Raw genomic sequence first — 18775 nt, 5'->3', positions numbered from 1 at the left:
CAGAATCACACCGCTACTCCATGGTCCGCGATACATGCATGACGGGTTGGCGCTGGGTAACTACCGGACTCATCACCTGGGCCCTGACGGCCTCGAGTTCGGCGCAGTCCAAGACCACCTTCCAGGATCAGATCCTGCCGCTGGTCGAGAATCACTGCGCCAAATGCCACAACCCTGACAAAAGGAAAGGTGACCTCGATCTGACCAGCTACTCCGGCATCACCAAAGGAGGCGCCTCCGGAGTGGTCGCGCAAAGTGGCAATCCCGAGGCCAGCAAGCTGTATCGGGTTCTCACGCACGATGAGGAACCCACCATGCCACCCAATCGGCCTCGCCTCGCCGACAAGGACCTGGAAGTTTTCAAACGCTGGATCATGGACGGCTTGCTGGACAACTCTGGGAGCAAAGCGACCATGGCTTCTCGCCTAGCGGTTGATCTCACGCTGAAAGCCACCCTGGACGGCAAACCCACCGGAGCCCCGGCCATACCGCGGGGGCTTCCCGTCGAGCCCGTCCTCCATACCCAACGGGCGGGTCCGATATTGAGCATCGGCGCCAGCCCCTGGGCGCCGGTGCTGGCCGTTTCCGGACAAAAGCAAGTCCTGCTCTATCACTCGGACACCCGCGAGCTCGCCGGAGTTCTCCCGTTCACCAACGGACAGCCGCACACCGTCAGGTTTTCGCGCAGCGGCGATCTGGTGCTCGCCGCGGGTGGTCAGGGCGGGAAGTCCGGACGAGTGGCGCTGTGGGATGTGGGGTCAGGCAAACCCATCATGGTGGTGGGCGATGAGTATGATGTGGCCCTTACCGGGGATATCAGCCCCGACCAGACCCGCGTCGCTCTCGGCGGTCCAGGCCGCACCCTCAAGATTCACCTCACCGCAACCGGAGACGTGGAGCACCGGATTAAAAAGCACACGGATTGGATCACCGCCGTGGCATTCAGTCCGAACGGACTGCTCCTGGCCTCCGGCGATCGCAATGGTAGCCTCTACGTCTGGGATCCCGACAGCGGTCAGGAAATCTTCTCCCTCCCGGGACACCCAGGGAGCATTCGAGCCCTCAGTTGGCGAGGAGATTCGAAGGTTCTCGCGTCCGCCGGAGCGGACGGCACCATCAAGACCTGGGAGCTCGAGAGCGGCAAACCGGTGAAAAGTTGGCTCGCTCATGAAGGAGGTGTCACTGGGCTCCATTTCTCCCATGATGGACTTATCGCCAGCTGCGGTCGCAATGGCAAAGTGCGGACGTGGGATAAGGATGGAAATAAACGTAAATCCATGGAGCTCCAGAACGAGCTTCCCCTCAACGTTGCCTTTAGCCAAGACGGCCGGCTGCTCTTCGCGGGCACCTTCAGTGGCAAGGTGCTCGTTTGGAACACCACGGATGGCAAGCCGGTGGGCGAGCTGGATGCCAATCCGTCGAGCAAGAGTCCTAAGTCGTCGAAATTGGCGACCCACTAGCCGACCTCGGAGTGTCCTTATCGGCTCGGCATACTGCGAAAGACTCGAGTGTTCGAGTTAATGGCTCTGACGTCCCAGCGGTCCGGGCGGACCCCGTCAAGCCACACCTGTCCCAGGGAACGTCGTGCCACCTGCGCCTGATTGTTTTGCCCCCATTCCACGAGGGACGACAAGGGATCCAGTCGCAACACACTTCGATGGGTGTCGCCGATGAACTCGCGATCGAAGGTCCACTCACGCCAACCCTCTGCATGAAGAGTGACTTGACCTTGGATTCGGTCGGCGAGATGCACCACTTGGGCAACCGATGCCTTAAACTCAGGCACCCCGCCAGGCGCTTCTCCCCGCTGGATCGAATAGTGAGCGGCCTCAGGCACCGCATACAGAGGCGCTTTGAGCCCGGGCCAATCCATGTCAAAGACCGTCCGGCTGGTTGACAGGGGCGATGGCTTGAGCCGGGTAACCTCCGCGAGACCGGTCGGGATGGGCGAGAGCACGAGGGGAGAAATGGGCCAGGTAAATGGAATCTCATGCTGATCGAAGGCGGCATACAGACCAAGAAGCTCAGGCTTCAGCGGATCATGTCCCCAGCAGCCCCAAGCGCCATAGGGGTAACGAGCCAGCACGCTGGACCAATAGCGTAGTCGAGTGAGCGGATCGCGCGGGACGGACTTCGTCCATTCCCACACCCGAGGTAGCTTTCTTCGCTCCTCCCGGCTGAGCGGCAGTGCGGCAAGGTCAGCCGCAGAAACCGGCAGACCGCGCGCACCATACAAGGGCATGACCGTGATATCTCCCGCGGGCCCTGAGAACCGCAGGGTGAGCCCCCCCGAATCAAACACGAGCTCCTGCAGGGGATGCTGCAGAAAGATGCCCAGCGGACAGTCACCCTGCTCCCATCCCTTGGTCTCACCAAACCACAAGAGAATCCAGCGCTCCTGCATTTTTGAAACCTCGGCCGGGGTGCCGTTGGTTACTAACTTGGGCCCATTGGCACCGAAGGCAAGGTAGCGAGGAACGGTGGGACTCTGAGCCGATTCCGGCACGAAAAAGCGAACTTCTCGCGCGGCGGTGTGGAGCAGGAGGGCCGGTGAGAGCGCCGTCTCGACCCACACCGATCCCGCGTCGCCCCACGAATCCGCCAACGGCGCTGGATGAGGCACAGGGGGCAACGCCCGACGCGCCGCTTCGTCGTTCTCGCCGCGATTCGGTCCGCAGCCTACCAGGATTCCCGAAAGCAAGATCAGGCCCCATCGCCACGGATGAGGAAACCACCGCCAAAAGCAAAAGTCGCAATGCACAAGCGCGCCAGTAAAGAGGCAACTCCGCATCGACATCAAGCCTGATCAAAAAGTCGATTTTTTTAACGCCCTGTTCCCAGAATCCCTGTTAAGATCCGGTCGTCATGCAAACTCCTGATCTCAAAGGACTGAGCGTTTTGATCATCGAGGATGAACCTCTGTTGCGCAGACAGCTCGCGGCAGAAGTCGAACGTTTGGGCGCCGACGCCACATCGGTTGGATCCCTGGAGGCAGCCCAGAGGGCAATGCACGGCGTCGATTTCGACTTCTTGCTGCTGGACGTCCACCTGCCGGACGGCCGAGGAACCGACTGGCTGAAGGAAGGAAAGCTCCCCAAGAACACCGGTGTGATCATCATGACCGCCCACGGCGAGGTCAACGGCGCCGTGGAGGCGATGCGGTTGGGTGCTTTGGACTATCTGGTGAAACCGTTTGAACCGGTTCAAGTAGCCCTGGTCCTCGCCCGGGCTCGGCAGCAGAAGCAGCATGCCCGGCTGGACGAACATCGTCGGGTCGAGGGGGACGAATCAAGCAACCACTTCTTCTTCGGCCGCAGCCTCGCCAGTGTGCAGCGGCACCTGGAAAAAATTGTGGCCGCCGACCAGCGCCTGCTGGCTCACTTGCCCCCCGTGCTGATCCAGGGGGAAACCGGCACCGGCAAAACCACCATCGCCCGATGGATCCATCACCATGGTCCTCGCGCCAACGCTCCCCTGGTCGAGGTCAACTGCAGCGCCTTGCCGGACACCCTGGCCGAGTCCGAGCTTTTCGGTCACGAGCGCGGCGCCTTTACCGACGCGCGCAGCGCTCGAATGGGATTGTTCGAGGCCGCCAACGGTGGAACACTGTTCCTCGACGAGCTTCCCAGCCTCTCCCCCCTGCTTCAGGCGAAAGTGTTGAAAGCGCTAGAGGATCATCGAATCCGGCGTCTCGGCGGCAACCGCGAGATCGCCGTCGACGTCCGTATTATCGCGGCCGCCCCCGCCGACCTCGCCCAACTGGTCGCCAGCGGCCAATTTCGTCAGGATCTGTACCACCGCTTGGATCTCTATCGGCTGCAGCTGCTCCCGTTGCGGGAACGTGCTGAGGATCTTCCCGCCCTGGCCGAGCTGCTGCTGCGCCAAACCTTCAAACGCCATCGACTTCCAGAGCGCCCCCTAAGTCCTGTCGGACTCCAACGATTGCTCTCCAATACCTGGCCAGGCAATGTTCGCGAGCTGTCGCACGAACTCGAGCGAGCCGTGGTCTTCGAGGAAACCCCCGAGCTGCAACTGGAGCAGTTCGCGGCGAGAACGTCCGGCGCGCGGCCGCCGGCCGTGTTGGGTTCAACCCACGACTGGTTCAATCCAGAGTTTAAATTTCCGGCGGAGGGATTCTCTCTCGAAACCGCGATCAACCGAATGATCGCCCATGCACTCCAGCAGACCGATCAAAACGTGTCCGCCGCCGCGCGCGTACTCGGGGTATCCCGAGACTACGTGCGCTACCGGCTTTCCGGCCAAAAGACGAAACCTGAATCCTACTCCACCGATACCGGCGCGGGATCTGTGACCTGACCAGGTGGGCAGACGTCGCCTAGACACCGGCGCTGACTTGCGCGAAGTAGCCGCCGAGCTTTTGAAGCTCTTGAGGTGTGCCGAACTCCGCGACGGCGCCGTCCCGGATTACCAGCACCTTGCTGGCGGCCTGAATCGTCGCCAAACGATGGGCGACCATAAATGTCGTCCGTCCTTTCATGAGCAAGATGAGGCTTTCGATCACCAGCGCCTCGCTTTCTCTGTCCAAGGCGCTGGTGGGCTCATCCAGCAGCAGAATCGGAGCATCCTTCAGAAAGGCGCGGGCCAGATTGATGCGCTGCTTCTCGCCCACGCTCAGGCGGGCCGCGCCTTCGCCAACCAGTGTATCGTAGCCTCCCGGAAGACGCAGAATGAAGTCATGCGCGTTCGCAGACCGCGCCGCATTCTCAATATCCTGCTGCGATGCTCCCAGCCGACCGAACTCGATGTTCTCCCGAATCGTACCCTGAACGAGCAGGGGCTCTTGCAGCAGCAGGGCGATCTGGCCGCGCAGTTCGTCTCGACGAAGCTCACGCAGATCGATTCCCGCCAGGCGAATTGCGCCGCTGCTGGGGTCGAAAAACCGGGGGATCATATGGAGCAAGGTTGATTTCCCGGCGCCGCTGGGGCCGATGATGGCGATCACGTCCCCTTGCTGCGCCCTGAACGACACGTCGCGAATCACCGGATGTCCCTGCTGGTACGCGAAGGACACCTCAGCGAACTCGAGTTCCCAGGGCCCGGAGCCGGGAGTCACGGACCGAAGCGAAGGCAAGGGCTGGGGCGTGCGGCAATTGGGAACCTCCTGTGGCTCGTCTAGAATCTCGAATACCCGTTGAGTGCCCGCGCCTGCTGTGGCGAGGGTGGCACCCACGTGGGACAGCTGGCTTAAGGGTTCCTGAAACTGGGTGAGGTAGGCCAAAAAGATGAGCAGTTGTCCGACCGTGAGCTGTCCATCCAGAACGCGATTCCCACCTACCCACAAAATGATCGTGCTGCTGGCGGCAAACGTCAGAGCCACGGCGGCACCGTAGCGAAGTTCAGCCGCATGCTGGGAGAGCCTGCGGGTTCGGGACAAATCTGCCAGACGCTGGAAAATCCCTTGGACGTAAGTCTCCCGCGTGTAGCTCTGGATGAGCGGCAGCAGATGGATGGTCTGCTGAACGCGCGAAGACACCTCGCTGTCGGACTCCTGTGCCAATTTGCCTCGCTGGCTCATCGCGGGGCCCAACATGCGGATGACAAACAACAAAACCGGCGCGGTGCCGAGCGCAATCGTGGCCAGCAGTAGATCGATCTGCACCATGACCAAGAACATCAGCGCCAGCGACAAAAGTGCCGTGAGCAGAGTCATCAGGCCCTGCTGGAAGAGAGTCTGGAAGGCGTAAGTGTCCCAGGAGGCTCGATAGATCAGGTCCCCGCTGGGCATCTTTTGATGGAACCGCCACGAGAGTTGCTGCAGTCGGGCGAGCAGGTCCAATCGAACCCGGGCCAGGCCCCGAAGGCTAATGCCAATGCTTAGGTAATTCTGGAGCGCAGAAATCAGCGCCTGAAAGGCATAGACGAGAAAAGCCAGCCCCACCATGACCACGATTCCTTGCTGGGGCGTGCCTACCCAAACTGAGGTCCAGCCCTTCATCCCCTGAGCCTCGGTTTTTCCGCCAAGGAAGTGATCGACTAGGATGGAGAGCGGCCAGGGGCGAAGCAGGCCGGCCACAACTCCCAGGATGAGCAACCCGATCACTCCCAGGATTCGAAAGGTGTCGGCCCGGTAGTATCTAAGTGCGCGCAAAAGGTTCGCCATGAACGGGTCGCAGCCTAGGAATTCACCTCCCCAAACGCCAGCGCAATCAGGGACAGGCCTCACTTCACTCGTCCTTTGAACGCCTGCGCGATCAGGGACAGGCCTCACTTCACCGGTCCTTTGGACAGGACGCCTGCAGATGGTTAATTCCGGGTGAGACTTGAAGGGAATCGTCACCCAGGTAGGGAGAGACTAGATCGAAGATCGATCCGATTGACCTTGGGGTTCTGTTCTGGTCGAGCCCACTCCTGCCCCCCCAACCCCGGCCCCCAATAATTTATTCGCATCTGAGCCAGCCCTTGGCATAGTCCGACTCGAATGTTCGCTGCGATCCTCTTCAACGCGCTGAACTGGCTGATGCCAGCGGCCTTGCTGCTGCTCGTCGCGCTCGTCTTTCTCGCGTGGGGTTATCGCAACTCCCGACTCTCCCCGGCATACAAACTTCTATGCCTGAGCCTCAAGATTCTCGGTCTGATCGCCTTGGCTCTGTGCTTGCTCGAACCGGTGTGGGTGGCGGAACGCGCCCGATCAGGAGCCAACTTCTTTCTGGTTCTGGCGGACAATAGTATGAGCCTCCAGATCAAGGACCAGGGCAGTGCCCAAAGCCGAGGAGATGAACTCAAAAAGCTCCTGGTCGAGGAGGGGCCAGCCTGGCAAAGCACTCTGGCCAAGGATTTTCAGGTGCGATCCTACACCTTCAGCTCCCGGGTCCAGCGCGTAGAGGCCTTCTCGGATCTCCCCTTCGATGGTAAGGCGTCCGCCCTGGGATCCGCCCTCGCGTCCCTGAAAGAACGCTTCCAAGGTCAACCCGTCGCGGGCATCCTGCTCTTTACCGACGGGAATGCCACCGATCTGCCCAAAGGTATCACGGATACCAATGGACTCCCCCCCATCTACCCGGTGGTCCTGGGCCGAAACGCGCCGGCTCGGGACATCGCTCTGACCGGAGTGAGTGCCACTCAGACCGCCTTTGAGGATGCGCCCGTGAGTGCCCAGGCCGATGTCGCGGCGTTCGGCTACTCTGGACGCAAGATCTCCGCGCAGTTGCTCGACATGGCCGGCAAGGTCATCGCTGAGCAGACCGAAACTCCCACCAGTGACGACGCCCGAGTGGCGTTCCGCTTTCAGTTCAAGCCCGACCACGCCGGACTGAGCCACTACCAAGTCAAGGTCCTGGCTCAGGACGAGCGATCGTCCAGTTCCCCACCGCTCCCCACCTCCGAAGCAACCCTGGCCAATAACTCTCGCCACTTCTCTGTCGACCGCGGGCAGGATCCGTTTCGTGTGCTCTACGTGTCCGGCCGTCCAAATTGGGAATACAAGTTTCTGAACCGCGCCCTCCAAGAGGACAGCCAGGTGCAGTTGGTTGGCCTCATCCGCATCGCCCGTCGCGAGCCCAAGTTCGATTTCCGAGGCCGGACCGGCGAGTCCAGCAATCCGCTGTTCCGTGGCTTTGGAAACCAGGATAAGGAAGAGATCGAGCGCTACGATCAACCCGTGCTGATCCGACTGAACCTCCGAGATCAAAATGAGCTGCGCGGCGGGTTCCCCAAACTGCCGGAGGATCTCTTCGCCTACCATGCCGTCATCATCGACGATCTGGAGGCGGAGTTCTTCAGTCCCGACCAGTTGCTATTGTTGCAAAAGTTTGTCTCCTTGCGCGGCGGCGGCTTGCTCATGCTCGGCGGACAGGAATGCTTCCAACAAGGGAAATACCAGCGCACCCCCGTGGGGGACATGCTGCCAGTCTACCTGGATGCCCCCCCCGTAACCCGTCCCGCCACCAACCAACTCAAGTTCAGCCTCACCCGGGAAGGATTGCTGCAACCCTGGGCTCGCCTGCGCAGCCAGGAAGTCGATGAGCAGGTTCGAATCGATGCCATGCCCGGGTTCAAAGTGCTCAACCAAGTCCGGGACTTTAAGCCGGGAGCCACCGTAGTTGCCACCGTCAAGGACGATCAGGGAACCCAATACCCCGCCATCGTCACTCAGCGATTCGGAAACGGCCGCACCGCCGCCGTCATGATCGGCGATCTGTGGCGATGGGGCCTCAAGGACGCAGAGTTGCACCAGGATATGGACAAAGCCTGGCGTCAGCTGGTCCGCTGGCTCGTGGCCGATGTGCCGAAACGCGTCGAATTGGAAACCGAGACAAATCTGTCCGATCCCAACCAGTCGACCACCCTGCGGGTGCGCGTGCGGGGCAAGGATTTTCTACCCCTCGATAACGTCAGCGCCTCCATCGTCGTGGAGCAGATGACTGCCGTCGGCACGAACCGATCGACGGTTCGACTGACCGCCGAGCCTTCGGCGACCGAGCCCGGGGTGTACGAGACCACCTACATCCCCCGCGAGGCCGGGGCCTTTGAAGCACGCGTCGTGGCGACTTCGGGAACCGGAGTGGAGGAAGGAAAAATTTCCGGCGGCTGGGCATCCAACATCGGCAACGAGGAATTTCAGGCCCTGAAGCCGAACACCGGCCTGCTCGAAACCCTTGCCCGCGTGACGGGAGGCGAGGTCGTTCCGGCCTCCGGCCTGAACAGCTTTGTCAACGGCTTGCCCAATCGCAAAGTGCCCCTCATGGAGACCGCCAGCACCCCGCTGTGGCACCGCTCCCTGGTGTTCCTCTTCGCACTGGCCTGTTTCATCGGAGAATGGGGCGTCCGCCGTTGGAAAGGACTCGCGTGACACGGATTCTGCTGCCGATTCTCCTCGGTCTGTCCATGATGCGCGCAGCTCTCCCCGCTGCCGACTCAGCCGCCACCGGCGCGCCTCCCGCCCGTAGCCGACTGCTCGTCGTTCTGGGCGCCCCGGGGGAGGAAACCTATCAAACCCTGTTCAAGGAATGGGGAGATCGCTGGCTGGCCGCCGCCCAGAAGGCCGAGCTCTCCGCCGTTCCGATCGGATTCGATCCCGCAACCGCCACCAACTCGATTCAACAGCTGCGCGAGGCCCTCAATTCCGAACCCAAGGAAGGTTGGGGCGATCTGTGGATCGTCCTCATTGGCCATGGAACCTTCAACGGCAAGGAAGCCAAATTCAACCTGACTGGCTACGACGTCACAGCCCAGGAACTGGCAGAATGGCTGAAACCCTTCCGACGGCGTCTTGCTGTGATCAACTGCACCTCCGCCAGCGGCCCTTTTCTCAAGGCGTTGTCCGGCGAAGGTCGCAGCATCCTGACGGCTACCAAAAACGGCGCGGAACAGAATTTTGCCCGCTACGGAGACTTCATCAGCGCCGCCATCGCCGATCCAGAGGCAGATCTCGACAAAGATGGTCAGACCTCTCTGTTGGAGGCTCATCTGACGGCCGCCAAACGCACGGCCGATTTCTACCAACTTGAACAACGCATGGCGACCGAGCATCCGTTGCTCGACGACAATGGCGACGGCTTGGGAACACCCGCCGATTGGTTTCGCGGCGTGCGTGCTGTCAAGAAAGCCAAGGACGGAGCCGAACCGGACGGTCTGCGAGCCAATCAGCTGTGCCTGGTTCCCAATCTCACCGAGCGAGCGCTGCCGCCTGCTCTGCGCCAACAGCGTGATCAAATAGAACTCAAGATCGCCCGGTTACGTGAAACCAAGGCGACCCTGAGCGAGGATGACTATTACTCCAGCTTGGAACCCTTGCTCTTGGACCTTGCTCGGCTCTACGCATCCAGCACGAAGCCTTAACGCCCACTCGGGGCAGGTGTGATCAGCCGGTAATAGAAGTGGGGCACTCCGTCTCCCACCGGGACAAGAATGCTAGCCCAGCGATTGCTGAGAGAGGCCGGCACGTCGGCCAGCGAGTTCCAGTCTCCCGCCCCCAAAGCCAGCGCTTGCACGATGCGATAGGTCCGATTCGACCTCATCGCAAAGCTGAGTTCGAGTTGATCTCCTGGCGCCGACGTGGCTTGTAGAGTCAGAAAATCTGTCCCTTCCCGAGGATGGGTGCTGGCCAAATACTCGTCCCGATCGCTTCGGCCGTCACCATCGGAATCCAACGTCAATTCGGAAGGCACTCCCGGATTCAATCCATACTGGGTCTCCCAAGCATCCGGCAAGCGGTCATTGTCGAGGTCCGCCAGCCCCGAGAGTCGAACCGTAGGGCTCGCAAAACTGGTTCCGGCCCGGTTGGTGACCGTTACGGTGTAGGAAGCTAAATGAGTGCTGTCCACGACCGGAATCGTCAGGATGCAAAAATTCTCGGCCCGGAGCAGGTTCGTGAACGGCTGGCCGTTGCGACGCCAGCTGAATAGAAAGGGGGGAGTCCCGGTAACCTCCGCGGAGAAGGAGGCCGAATCCCCCAGGAGCACGCTGGTGGTTTGGGGACGAACCAAAAAGGTCGGCTTCAGTCCCACGAAAAGGGCCGCCGGGGCCGAGGTCACAGATGCAAATTCATCCGTCACGGCAACCGTGTAAGATCCACTCCAGGCCACCTGCGCCTGGGAGAACGTGAGGCTGGCGTTGGTTTCGTCCAGCAGCGCCGCTCCGTCCCGATACCACTGATACTGCAGCGGCCCCTTTCCGACCGCCATCACCGTGAATGTTCCCGGGGCTCCCGGTGCTAGCACTCGGTTGGTCGGCGAGGCTAAAATCGCCGGATAGATCTGGTAGTCGGCACTGGCCAACTGACTGTTGGTCGAACCCGCTTGAGTCGCTGCCGCGCGCAGCAACCCCGGGGCGGCCACCCAAACCGGTCCAGTATAACGCGTGGACTGAGAGCTGGGAGCCATTCCATTCGTCGTGTAGCGAATGATGGCACTCGGGGTGGCACAGGCCAGGCTCACCCACTGGGCGCCTGCGTACGAACCTGCCGGAGGATCGAAGGTGGGAGGCTCTACCCGCTGCACGTCGGAGAACAAGGCATCCATCGCCAAGGGACGAACGGCCTGGCCCTCCAGTCCCGCCTCCAACCGCATCCACGCCCGTCCCGTCAGTTCAGCGTAGTCCAAGCGGAGCGCGTGTCGACCAGCGGTAAGTTCGCGACTGGCGACGACTCCGTTGGTCATAACCGGCTCCGAGGGGATGAGCGGTTGGTCATCGATCCAAACCGACAGCTGATCGTCAGCGCTGGCTCTGAAGGTGTAACGTCCCGTCTCCGGCACAACCCAGTACGCCTGCAACCGCGCGCTGAAGCGGTCGGCCGGGGCTCCGGCCGGAGCTGAAGTCCCCCAATTGAGATCAGGGGCCGGTTCTACGCGCCTGGTTCGGACGGCTCCCGACCAGTTGGTGGTGCCAAAATACTCGGTGTAAAGTCCATCTCCCCCGAGCGAAACAACCTCACCGAACAGCCAAGGCAAAAGGCCGCCATCCCCATACGCAGGAATCCAGGATCCATGACCTACTCCGAGGCTGGCTGGGAACTCGGTATAACGAACCGACTGCCCGAGGGCCCGCAGCGATAGAATCATTTGACGCGACCGACCCACCAACACGACGCCATCGTCCTCAGCATGAAAAGCCCACACCGGCACCGATCCGATGCTGGACACCCTTCGTGGATCGCCGCCACCGCAAATCGGTACCGCGCCGCGAAACACTCCGGGCCAGCGGGAGATTGCTTCCCAAGTCCCAAATCCGCCCATGGACAGCCCCGTGACCAACAGCCGCGACACGTCGATTTGGGCGGCATAGGGGCCGCTGTTCGTTAGCTGTGCCAGCAGTGCCATCACGCTCGCCAGCGGCCAGGTTGGCTGAGCGGTAAAGTCTCCCGTCCCATCTGGATCCCCCCAAGTGTCCCCGGCGTTCATGCCAGCCCAGGTCAGGCCCGGAGGGCACTGGGGGGCGAGCATAAAGCACGGCCAGCGGGCCTGGTTGTGGGGCTCCACGAACACGAGTTGCGCCGCCTGGCCGTCGAGTTGCAGCCGATTGTCCGTCCCACGTTCCCCCGCCCCGTGCAAGAACAACACCAAGGGATACTTTTGGTCGGGCAATGGATTCCGCGGAGTCCAGAGGCGTGCCGGAAGAATCTGGGTGGGTGAGTTCGTATATCGCAGTGGCAGAAAATCATCCACCGTGGCCCCGAAGCCGACTTGGCCCCCGATTGCCAAGGTCGTTAAGACCCATCCCCACCATCGGACTAGAGAGGCCTGGGACGCTCTTGCTCCCCTGCGATCGGGGCGCCGCTCGGTTTGCTGCCCTATCGGGCCTTGTGTATTCATAGATGACCTGATGCTCCTCCGACTGTGGTGGATGGTAGATCCTAGCCCGGACGGAGAGAAGCTGTCCAACTCTCACTTTCCCCCTAGACGCCCGACGCTTCCGCGCTAATTTCAGACCACAAATCTATGGCTAAAGAACCTAGCATCGAACTTAAGGAAGGAGACAAGGCGCCGCTCTTCTCCGCTCCAACCAGTGGAGGAGGGACGGCGTCACTCAAGGACTTTAAGGGCAAGCCCGTGATCCTCTACTTCTACCCCAAGGACGACACACCGGGTTGCACCAAGCAGGCTTGTGCGTTCCGCGATGAATTCGCGGCGTTCAAGAAAAAGGGTGCGGTCATCCTGGGAGTCAGCGTGGACTCTGTGAAAGCCCACGATAAATTCATCGAGAAGTTCAATCTTCCCTTTCCGTTACTGGCGGATGAGGACCATCGGATTGTTGAAGCGTACGGTGTTTGGGGCGAAAAGATGTTCATGGGTCGCAAGTATCAAGGTACTCATCGGGTCACCTTCCTCATCGGAGACGACGGCAAGATCAAGAAGATCTGGCCGAAGGTAAAACCGGAGGAGCATGCCGCCGAAGTGTTAGCTGCTCTTTAACCCGGGCCAGACAGTCCCATTTCGCCTTTGCATCTGAGCGCAGCTTCCGGTTGAGTCTGCGGAATGCGGGACAATGAAACGGTCAGCTGCCCATTCTGCGGTCAGGACAATTGCCTGATGATCGATGGCTCGGTCGGATCTCAACGGTTCACGACCGATTGCGAGGTATGTTGCCGCCCCTTCGAGGTGCTCGTGGAGTGCGAGGACGGGGAACTGGTGAGTGTCTCCACCAACGGATAGCGTCTCGCGCCCATGCCCGCCCTCATGGAGTTTGCCGCCGTCCTGCACCCTGACGATTCCGTAGCGGTGCTGAAAAAACCGCTCCCAGCCGGCCAAACCATCACTCTACCCGACGGCACGGGCTTCCACTCGCGCGCCGTCCCGCCGGGGCATAAAGTGGCCTTGCGACGCATCGCCGCCGGCGAGCCGGTGTTGAAGTATGGCCAGTACATCGGTCGAGCGTCGCAGGACATCCTTCCGGGTGACCACGTCCACAGCCACAATCTCGAAGCCGGGGAACTGCCACCCCATTCCCCGGCTTTCGCAGCGGCCGCCCCGAACGCTTCGAGCTTAACTCCCTCGTCCCCTGCCCTTCGAACGTTCCCGGGATTCTTGCGTCCCTCCGGCAAGGTGGGAACTCGCAACTACCTGGCGGTGATCTCGAGCGTAAATTGCTCCGCCTCCGTCTCGCGCTACGTGGCGGACGCTTTCAAAGGGGAGTCGCTGCAGCGCGAGTTCTCGAACATCGATGGTGTGATTGCGCTCACTCACAAGAGCGGTTGCGCCATCGACCCCGGCGGGCCCACCGAACTCCTTCAGCGTGTGTTGGCCGGCATGGCTCGACATCCGAATATCGGAGGCTATGTCCTGATCGGCCTGGGTTGTGAAGTGAATCAGGTGTCGTCCCTCGTCACCAATCAGGGGCTCGATCGCGCCCTCGACGGCGTGAGCGCCCCGGTTGTGCTGAACATTCAGCAAGCGGGTGGCGTGCGCAAAACCGTGAATGCCGGGATCGCAGCCGTCCGACGACTACTCCCCGGCGCCAACGCGCTTCAACGAACCCCACAGGGTCTCGACAAACTCGTGCTCGCACTGAACTGCGGTGGGTCCGATGGCCACAGCGGGTGCACCGCCAATCCCGCGCTGGGCTGTGCCTCCGACGCCCTGGTCGCCGCCGGTGGGACCTCTGTCCTGGCCGAGACCCCGGAGATTTACGGAGCGGAACATCTCCTGGCGCAACGCGCCGTGAACCCTCAGGTTCGCATCAGCCTGCTGGAGTTGATTCGGTGGTGGGAAGCGCACGTCGCCCAGTTCGGCACCAGCATCGACAACAACCCATCCTTCGGGAATCGCGCCGGCGGATTGACCACCATCTACGAGAAAAGCCTGGGAGCCATCGCCAAAGGCGGACAGGCCCCGCTGCAAGCGGTTTACCGGTATGCCGAGGAGATCAAGGACCCGGGATTTTGTTTCATGGATACGCCTGGGTATGATCCCGTCAGCATGACAGGTCTCGTGGCCGGCGGATGCAACATCGCCGTGTTCACCACCGGACGTGGGAGCGCCTACGGCTGCAAGCCCACGCCCTGTATCAAAGTTGCGAGCAACACCCCGCTGTATCGGCATCAGCAAGACGACATGGATATCAATGCGGGAACGATCCTGGATGGCACTGGGACGGTGGAAAGCGTTGGGCGGGAGATTTTCGAACGCATCATCGCCATTGCGGGCGGCGAGCGAACCAAGAGTGAAGAGTGCGGCCTAGGCGACGAAGAGTTCGCCCCCTGGATGCTCGGCCCCACCCTCTAGAACCGAACCCGCGGTAGGAGCCGAGTGACGAGGCTTTCCCCCACCAGCCAATTCAGTCCGATATAAAACCTTGGATGTTTGCTTACGTTACCACTTTCGAGCATCCCTGGTTTGCGGTTACGGACACCAATGGGATGTATCGACTCCCCCCACTGGAACCTGGCGAGCACGTCATCTGTGCCCAGCATCGGCAACGAAAGCTCTACGAGAAAGTGCGAGTCGATGAGACGGGCAGTCCCCAGACCTTAGATTTTTACTTTGAAGAGACGGACTCGCCGACTGGAGGCTCGGCAAAGATTCTTTCAGAATAGGGCTTGCATGGCCGCCACGATTCCCTTAGAAACTCCTCCTCGCAACCATGGTTGCCTCGGTAGCTCAGTTGGTAGAGCAGTTGACTCTTAATCAATTGGTCCTAGGTTCGAGTCCTAGCCGGGGCACCAACTTTCGCTTCCTGCGAAAGTTGCCACGCCGAAGTTTCCACGAAGGCGGGCGTCTCCATATAGAACCGACCCTAAGCAACTCGAGGTTCGACTGTGCCATCAATTACCGATCCTCAAGAATGCGACCGCCGTGAATCTCGCCAGGATTCCGCCTCAAAGCCCTGAGTTGCCCTAAGGAAGGTCTACCCTGAGTTCATTGTGACCAACTCGCTGAACGTACGTTCACCAGTTTGGTCATGGGCACCAGGGCACCCGATCGAGGTACCAGTCACGAACGCCATCCCCTTATGGACTGCGTGTGGCATGCCACCGCTTTTCCTGCACGCCACAGACAGGCACTTCGTTCACCCAAGGAAGGAACCAGCCGAAAGCTTATGACCAACTCGCTGAACGTACGTTCACCGGTTTGGTCATGGGTACTAGGGCAACCAATCAAGGCAACAGCCAGGGACGCCCTTACCCTTTATGGACTGCGCGTGGCACGCTTGAAGCGCAAGCCCTGGCCACCACACCCAAGATCGAAGCCTGGTCTCTGGAGTGCGATCCAGAAGCCACCTACACCTTTTCCTTCCGCTTCCACGGTCAAGCAATACTCGCTGCACACCTTCCAGCGAGAACAGGGGGCCGCCAGCGAGTATGAGGTTCATGCGGTGCAGGGAATGCAACGGTTTATGGGCGGATCGAGAGAACGATGTTGTGGATCGGAGAGGAAAAGTCCCAAAAATCAGTCGCAGAATCAACGCCATTAGCTGCAAGGTGACGCAATGCGCATCAAGACCACGATCACTCAAGATGACTATGCGGCTTTCGTGAAGCACGTCGCCCGCTTTGTGTCTCCCCCCGCGGGAAATAAGACGATCCAGAGATTGATTGGAGTCGGTGTCGGCCTTGCCATTGCCTTCGTCGCATCCGTCGTGGATTTATCTGCGCATGCCAAGACTTTGGCTTTATTTTTTTCCGGAGTAATTGCCGGAATCGTTCTTCTCTTGGCAGTGATTAGCGGAATCTCGCGCCGGCAGATGCTGCGCATGCGGCCAGCGGAGGATGGTTTCATACTCGGTTCACAGGAGACGATTCTAGAGGACGAAGCCCTTCGTCAAAAGTCCGAGCATCACCAGGCTCTTTTTCAGTGGTCGCTTCTTCGTCAGATTCACGTTGCCGAACAGCATGTTTTCATCATGTTTGACCGAGTCGCAGGCATTATTCTGCCAAGGCGTGATTTTTCATCTGACGAAGAGCGAGAGAGATTTGTAAACGAGATTGAACAACGGTCCGGCAAGCGAAGGACATAAAATTGACGCTTGCGAGACTACCCTAGTTAGTGCCCGCACGCGTTAAGGAGTTGCCCCCTCGTCAGGCGAGAATCTCTCACACCGCCATACCCGCACGATCCGTTTCCCAAAGGGCATCGGTTACAAAGTTTTTGGAATGCGGGGCTGGTGTCCCAGAGCAGTTTAATTCCGTTTGAGACGGTAAAACGCCGTCGAATCAGAAGCCTTGATCGACAGCCGCCAATGTCCGGCCACCAACTCAGCCTCAGCGGTAGAAACTGCGGACCAACTCCCCTCCGCTTCATTCATACGCTCCGCGCTCTGAAGCTCGTAACCTTTCGCCCATTCGGGCCATAGGACCCGGAGAACCCCCGGCCGAACGATTTCGACCCGCAGCTCCGGGGGATAAAATGGAGCCTGCAAGACAACGGAAGGCCCGGTGTATTGATCGTCCCAGTTCAAAAAGTTACCGACGGCCAGAACACGATCATCGGAAAGACAAATCAGCTGCCTCGCATGTGGATTGCCATCACCCTGCGGAGGCTGCCCACCAAAGGTCTTGTCCTTAACACCATCCGGACGGAAACGATGCGTGCCGTTGACAATGAGGGCGCCGTTCGACTGGACGGCTAGCGAATGAACCGCGAACTGGCGGCACAACTCGCCTCCAAAAAAGGGGTCAGGCTCGCCGTCGACCGGGAGGTGCAACAGGTTGTTGCAGCCGGAAGTCGTCCGAAGGGCCCCGACGTAGATCGATCCGTCCGGCGCCGGAACAATGCAGTTCACCTCGTTCATCCCAGGGAATTTGGGAAAGGTCGAGTCCAGGGTGCCGTCCGCCTCGAGGCGAAGCAGGTCGCCGCTATAGGCGGTTCGATCGGCATCCCAGTAACCGATGTATCGTCCACCAATCAAATATTTCCCGCTCGGCAGTACCTGTATGGCCCGGGCTCCACAGTCCGCGGGCAAAGGCGGACGAAAGCCCTCATCAAGGGTTCCATCCTCGTTGACACGAATCAGACTGGCATATAACCGGGCCCCGGAATAAACCCCAAACTCCCCGCCAATCAGCAGTTGTCCATTCTCCAGTTCCACGATCGCTTCGACGCGTTTGGGGGTTACGAAAAGGAGGGGTCCCCGGGAATCCCTCAGGAACCGGGAACTGTCCAGAGTCCCATCGGGATTCAGCCAAGCAACAAGCATCCGGGAATCCCCATTGACCCGTCCAAAGATGCCGCCGACGATGATTTTCCCGTTCATCAGCTCGCGAACTGCATGAACCTTAAAGGCATTGGCGGAGGTCAGCTCGGTAAGTTGAGGGGCCTGAAACGACGGATCAGGGGTCCCGTCAACTCGCAGCCGCGCGACTCCCGAAAACCCAGGGGTGCACTGGACTTGGGAGAAACTTCCTGCGACCAACATCCCTCCGTCCTTCTGACGGTAAACCTGAGCAATGGTCGCGATACTGTCGCTGGCCAACGGAGCGAAGGTCGTGAACCAGGACGGATCAATGGCTCCGGCCTGCCCGCTAGGGATCACATTCAACCCGACAGGATTGCTCCACAACTCACTCGACTCATTCCAGACACGAACTCGATAGATCCCCGCGTCCTGCAGAGATGCTGATGCGATCTGAAGCTGGGGTGTGCGTCGCCCTTCAAGTGGAACGCCGTCCTTCTCCCACTGAAAATTCAGGCTCCCCTCCCCGGATGCCACCGATTCCAGGGTAACCGATTGACCCGAGAGCACGGAGCTCCCCCTGGGCTGAGAGTCGATCCTGACGGATCCGATCGGCACATCGTCCAGACTCAGACCAAATATGGCGGGTAGAATGTAGGATCGTTCCACTTTCTCCGCCAGTCTCGGGAACACCTCAGCGGCCAAAACATTGGTCCCCGCGCGGAGAGCCCCTGAATCCACGACCAGAAAATTGAGAACGACGTTGGTGGGGCCCACCTCGCACGCCGTCCAACCAGGTAAAGGTGCGTCGTTGGATAAATTAAAGCGGCCCACTTCCAATCCGTTTAAGTAGAACACTGCGCCCCCGCCGATAAAATGAGAAAGCTTGAGGGCGACTTGCCGAGGTTCTCCGTCGAAGACGAAAGTCGTTCTCAATGCTAGAGACCGCCCGATCGCAAGCGGCGATCGAACGATCACAGCCTCCCGCTTGAGCCACTTGGTATCATCGTAGGAAGGACTTGCCCAATCGGACGAATGCGGCCAAGTCAGTATCGTATAATTCCACGCATGCTCGAGCGGCACTCGCGTCTCTCCCCACGCGTTCCCGGAGATCAGGAGTGCTTTGAACACCATCAGGGAAAAAGTGAGAGATCTCAGCACAGAGCTCATCGCTGAGGTTCCTCGGGGTGGTTCGACATGAGACCGCTCA

Annotated in this window: 13 protein-coding genes and 1 tRNA gene; 10 read left to right on the top strand and 4 right to left on the bottom strand. The window is 60.2% G+C overall.

The genetic code is table 11. The features are described from left to right. The first annotated feature begins 20 nt into the window (after window positions 1–20). A complete protein-coding gene (locus tag JNN07_17475; GenBank protein MBL9169534.1) occupies window positions 21–1460 on the top strand; it encodes a hypothetical protein in 1440 nt (479 codons plus the stop codon). A 17-nt stretch (window positions 1461–1477) separates the two neighbouring features. On the opposite strand, the gene JNN07_17470 is transcribed toward JNN07_17475, so the two are convergent. After that, on the bottom strand, window positions 1478–2761 hold the full coding sequence (locus tag JNN07_17470; protein MBL9169533.1) for a hypothetical protein: 1284 nt from the start codon (window positions 2759–2761) through the stop codon (window positions 1478–1480). 104 nt (window positions 2762–2865) lie between these two features. On the opposite strand from JNN07_17470, the gene JNN07_17465 reads away from it, so the two are divergent. Then, window positions 2866–4317, top strand: a complete 1452-nt coding sequence (locus tag JNN07_17465; protein ID MBL9169532.1) for a sigma-54-dependent Fis family transcriptional regulator — start codon at window positions 2866–2868, stop codon at window positions 4315–4317. 19 nt (window positions 4318–4336) lie between these two features. On the opposite strand, the gene JNN07_17460 is transcribed toward JNN07_17465, so the two are convergent. Next, entirely contained in the window at window positions 4337–6109 is a 1773-nt protein-coding gene (locus JNN07_17460; protein ID MBL9169531.1) for an ABC transporter ATP-binding protein, read from the bottom strand. 330 nt (window positions 6110–6439) lie between these two features. Here JNN07_17460 and JNN07_17455 point away from each other — a divergent pair, with 330 nt between their 5' ends. Both JNN07_17455 and JNN07_17450 read left to right on the top strand, forming a co-directional pair. Further along, complete coding sequence (locus JNN07_17455) at window positions 6440–8809, top strand: hypothetical protein (protein ID MBL9169530.1); 2370 nt, start codon at window positions 6440–6442, stop codon at window positions 8807–8809. Continuing rightward, window positions 8806–9798 carry a hypothetical protein gene (locus tag JNN07_17450; GenBank protein ID MBL9169529.1) on the top strand — a complete coding sequence of 331 codons (993 nt, stop codon included), beginning with the start codon at window positions 8806–8808 and terminating at the stop codon, window positions 9796–9798. The genes JNN07_17455 and JNN07_17450 overlap by 4 nt, the downstream gene beginning before the upstream one ends. Here JNN07_17450 and JNN07_17445 read toward each other — a convergent pair. Continuing rightward, window positions 9795–12269: an immunoglobulin domain-containing protein gene (locus JNN07_17445; protein ID MBL9169528.1), complete on the bottom strand. Its 2475-nt coding sequence runs from the start codon at window positions 12267–12269 to the stop codon at window positions 9795–9797. The genes JNN07_17450 and JNN07_17445 overlap by 4 nt on opposite strands. 126 nt (window positions 12270–12395) lie before the next feature. Here JNN07_17445 and bcp point away from each other — a divergent pair, with 126 nt between their 5' ends. The 6 genes from bcp (at window position 12396) to JNN07_17415 (ending at window position 16410) form a co-directional block, all read left to right on the top strand. Continuing rightward, window positions 12396–12869 carry a thioredoxin-dependent thiol peroxidase gene (gene bcp, locus JNN07_17440; protein ID MBL9169527.1) on the top strand — a complete coding sequence of 158 codons (474 nt, stop codon included), beginning with the start codon at window positions 12396–12398 and terminating at the stop codon, window positions 12867–12869. Window positions 12870–12932: 63 nt separating this feature from the next. Next, window positions 12933–13109, top strand: a complete 177-nt coding sequence (locus JNN07_17435; GenBank protein ID MBL9169526.1) for a CPXCG motif-containing cysteine-rich protein — start codon at window positions 12933–12935, stop codon at window positions 13107–13109. A gap of 12 nt (window positions 13110–13121) precedes the next feature. Continuing rightward, window positions 13122–14678, top strand: coding sequence for an altronate dehydratase (locus JNN07_17430; protein ID MBL9169525.1), 1557 nt, complete (start codon window positions 13122–13124; stop codon window positions 14676–14678). A gap of 74 nt (window positions 14679–14752) precedes the next feature. After that, window positions 14753–14989, top strand: a complete 237-nt coding sequence (locus JNN07_17425) for a hypothetical protein (GenBank protein MBL9169524.1) — start codon at window positions 14753–14755, stop codon at window positions 14987–14989. A gap of 53 nt (window positions 14990–15042) precedes the next feature. Then, window positions 15043–15118: transfer RNA gene (locus tag JNN07_17420), tRNA-Lys, on the top strand. 764 nt (window positions 15119–15882) lie between these two features. Further along, window positions 15883–16410 (top strand): YcxB family protein, encoded by a 528-nt coding sequence (locus JNN07_17415; protein ID MBL9169523.1) that lies wholly within the window; start codon window positions 15883–15885, stop codon window positions 16408–16410. A 162-nt stretch (window positions 16411–16572) separates the two neighbouring features. On the opposite strand, the gene JNN07_17410 is transcribed toward JNN07_17415, so the two are convergent. After that, window positions 16573–18735 (bottom strand): immunoglobulin domain-containing protein, encoded by a 2163-nt coding sequence (locus JNN07_17410; GenBank protein MBL9169522.1) that lies wholly within the window; start codon window positions 18733–18735, stop codon window positions 16573–16575. Between the last annotated feature and the right edge of the window lie 40 nt (window positions 18736–18775).

Source organism: Verrucomicrobiales bacterium (genome assembly GCA_016793885.1).
In the GTDB taxonomy this organism is placed as follows: Bacteria; Verrucomicrobiota; Verrucomicrobiia; order Limisphaerales; family UBA11320; genus UBA11320.
The sequence above is the reverse complement of the archived record's forward strand: the minus strand, read 5'-3'. Positions and strand labels throughout refer to the sequence as shown.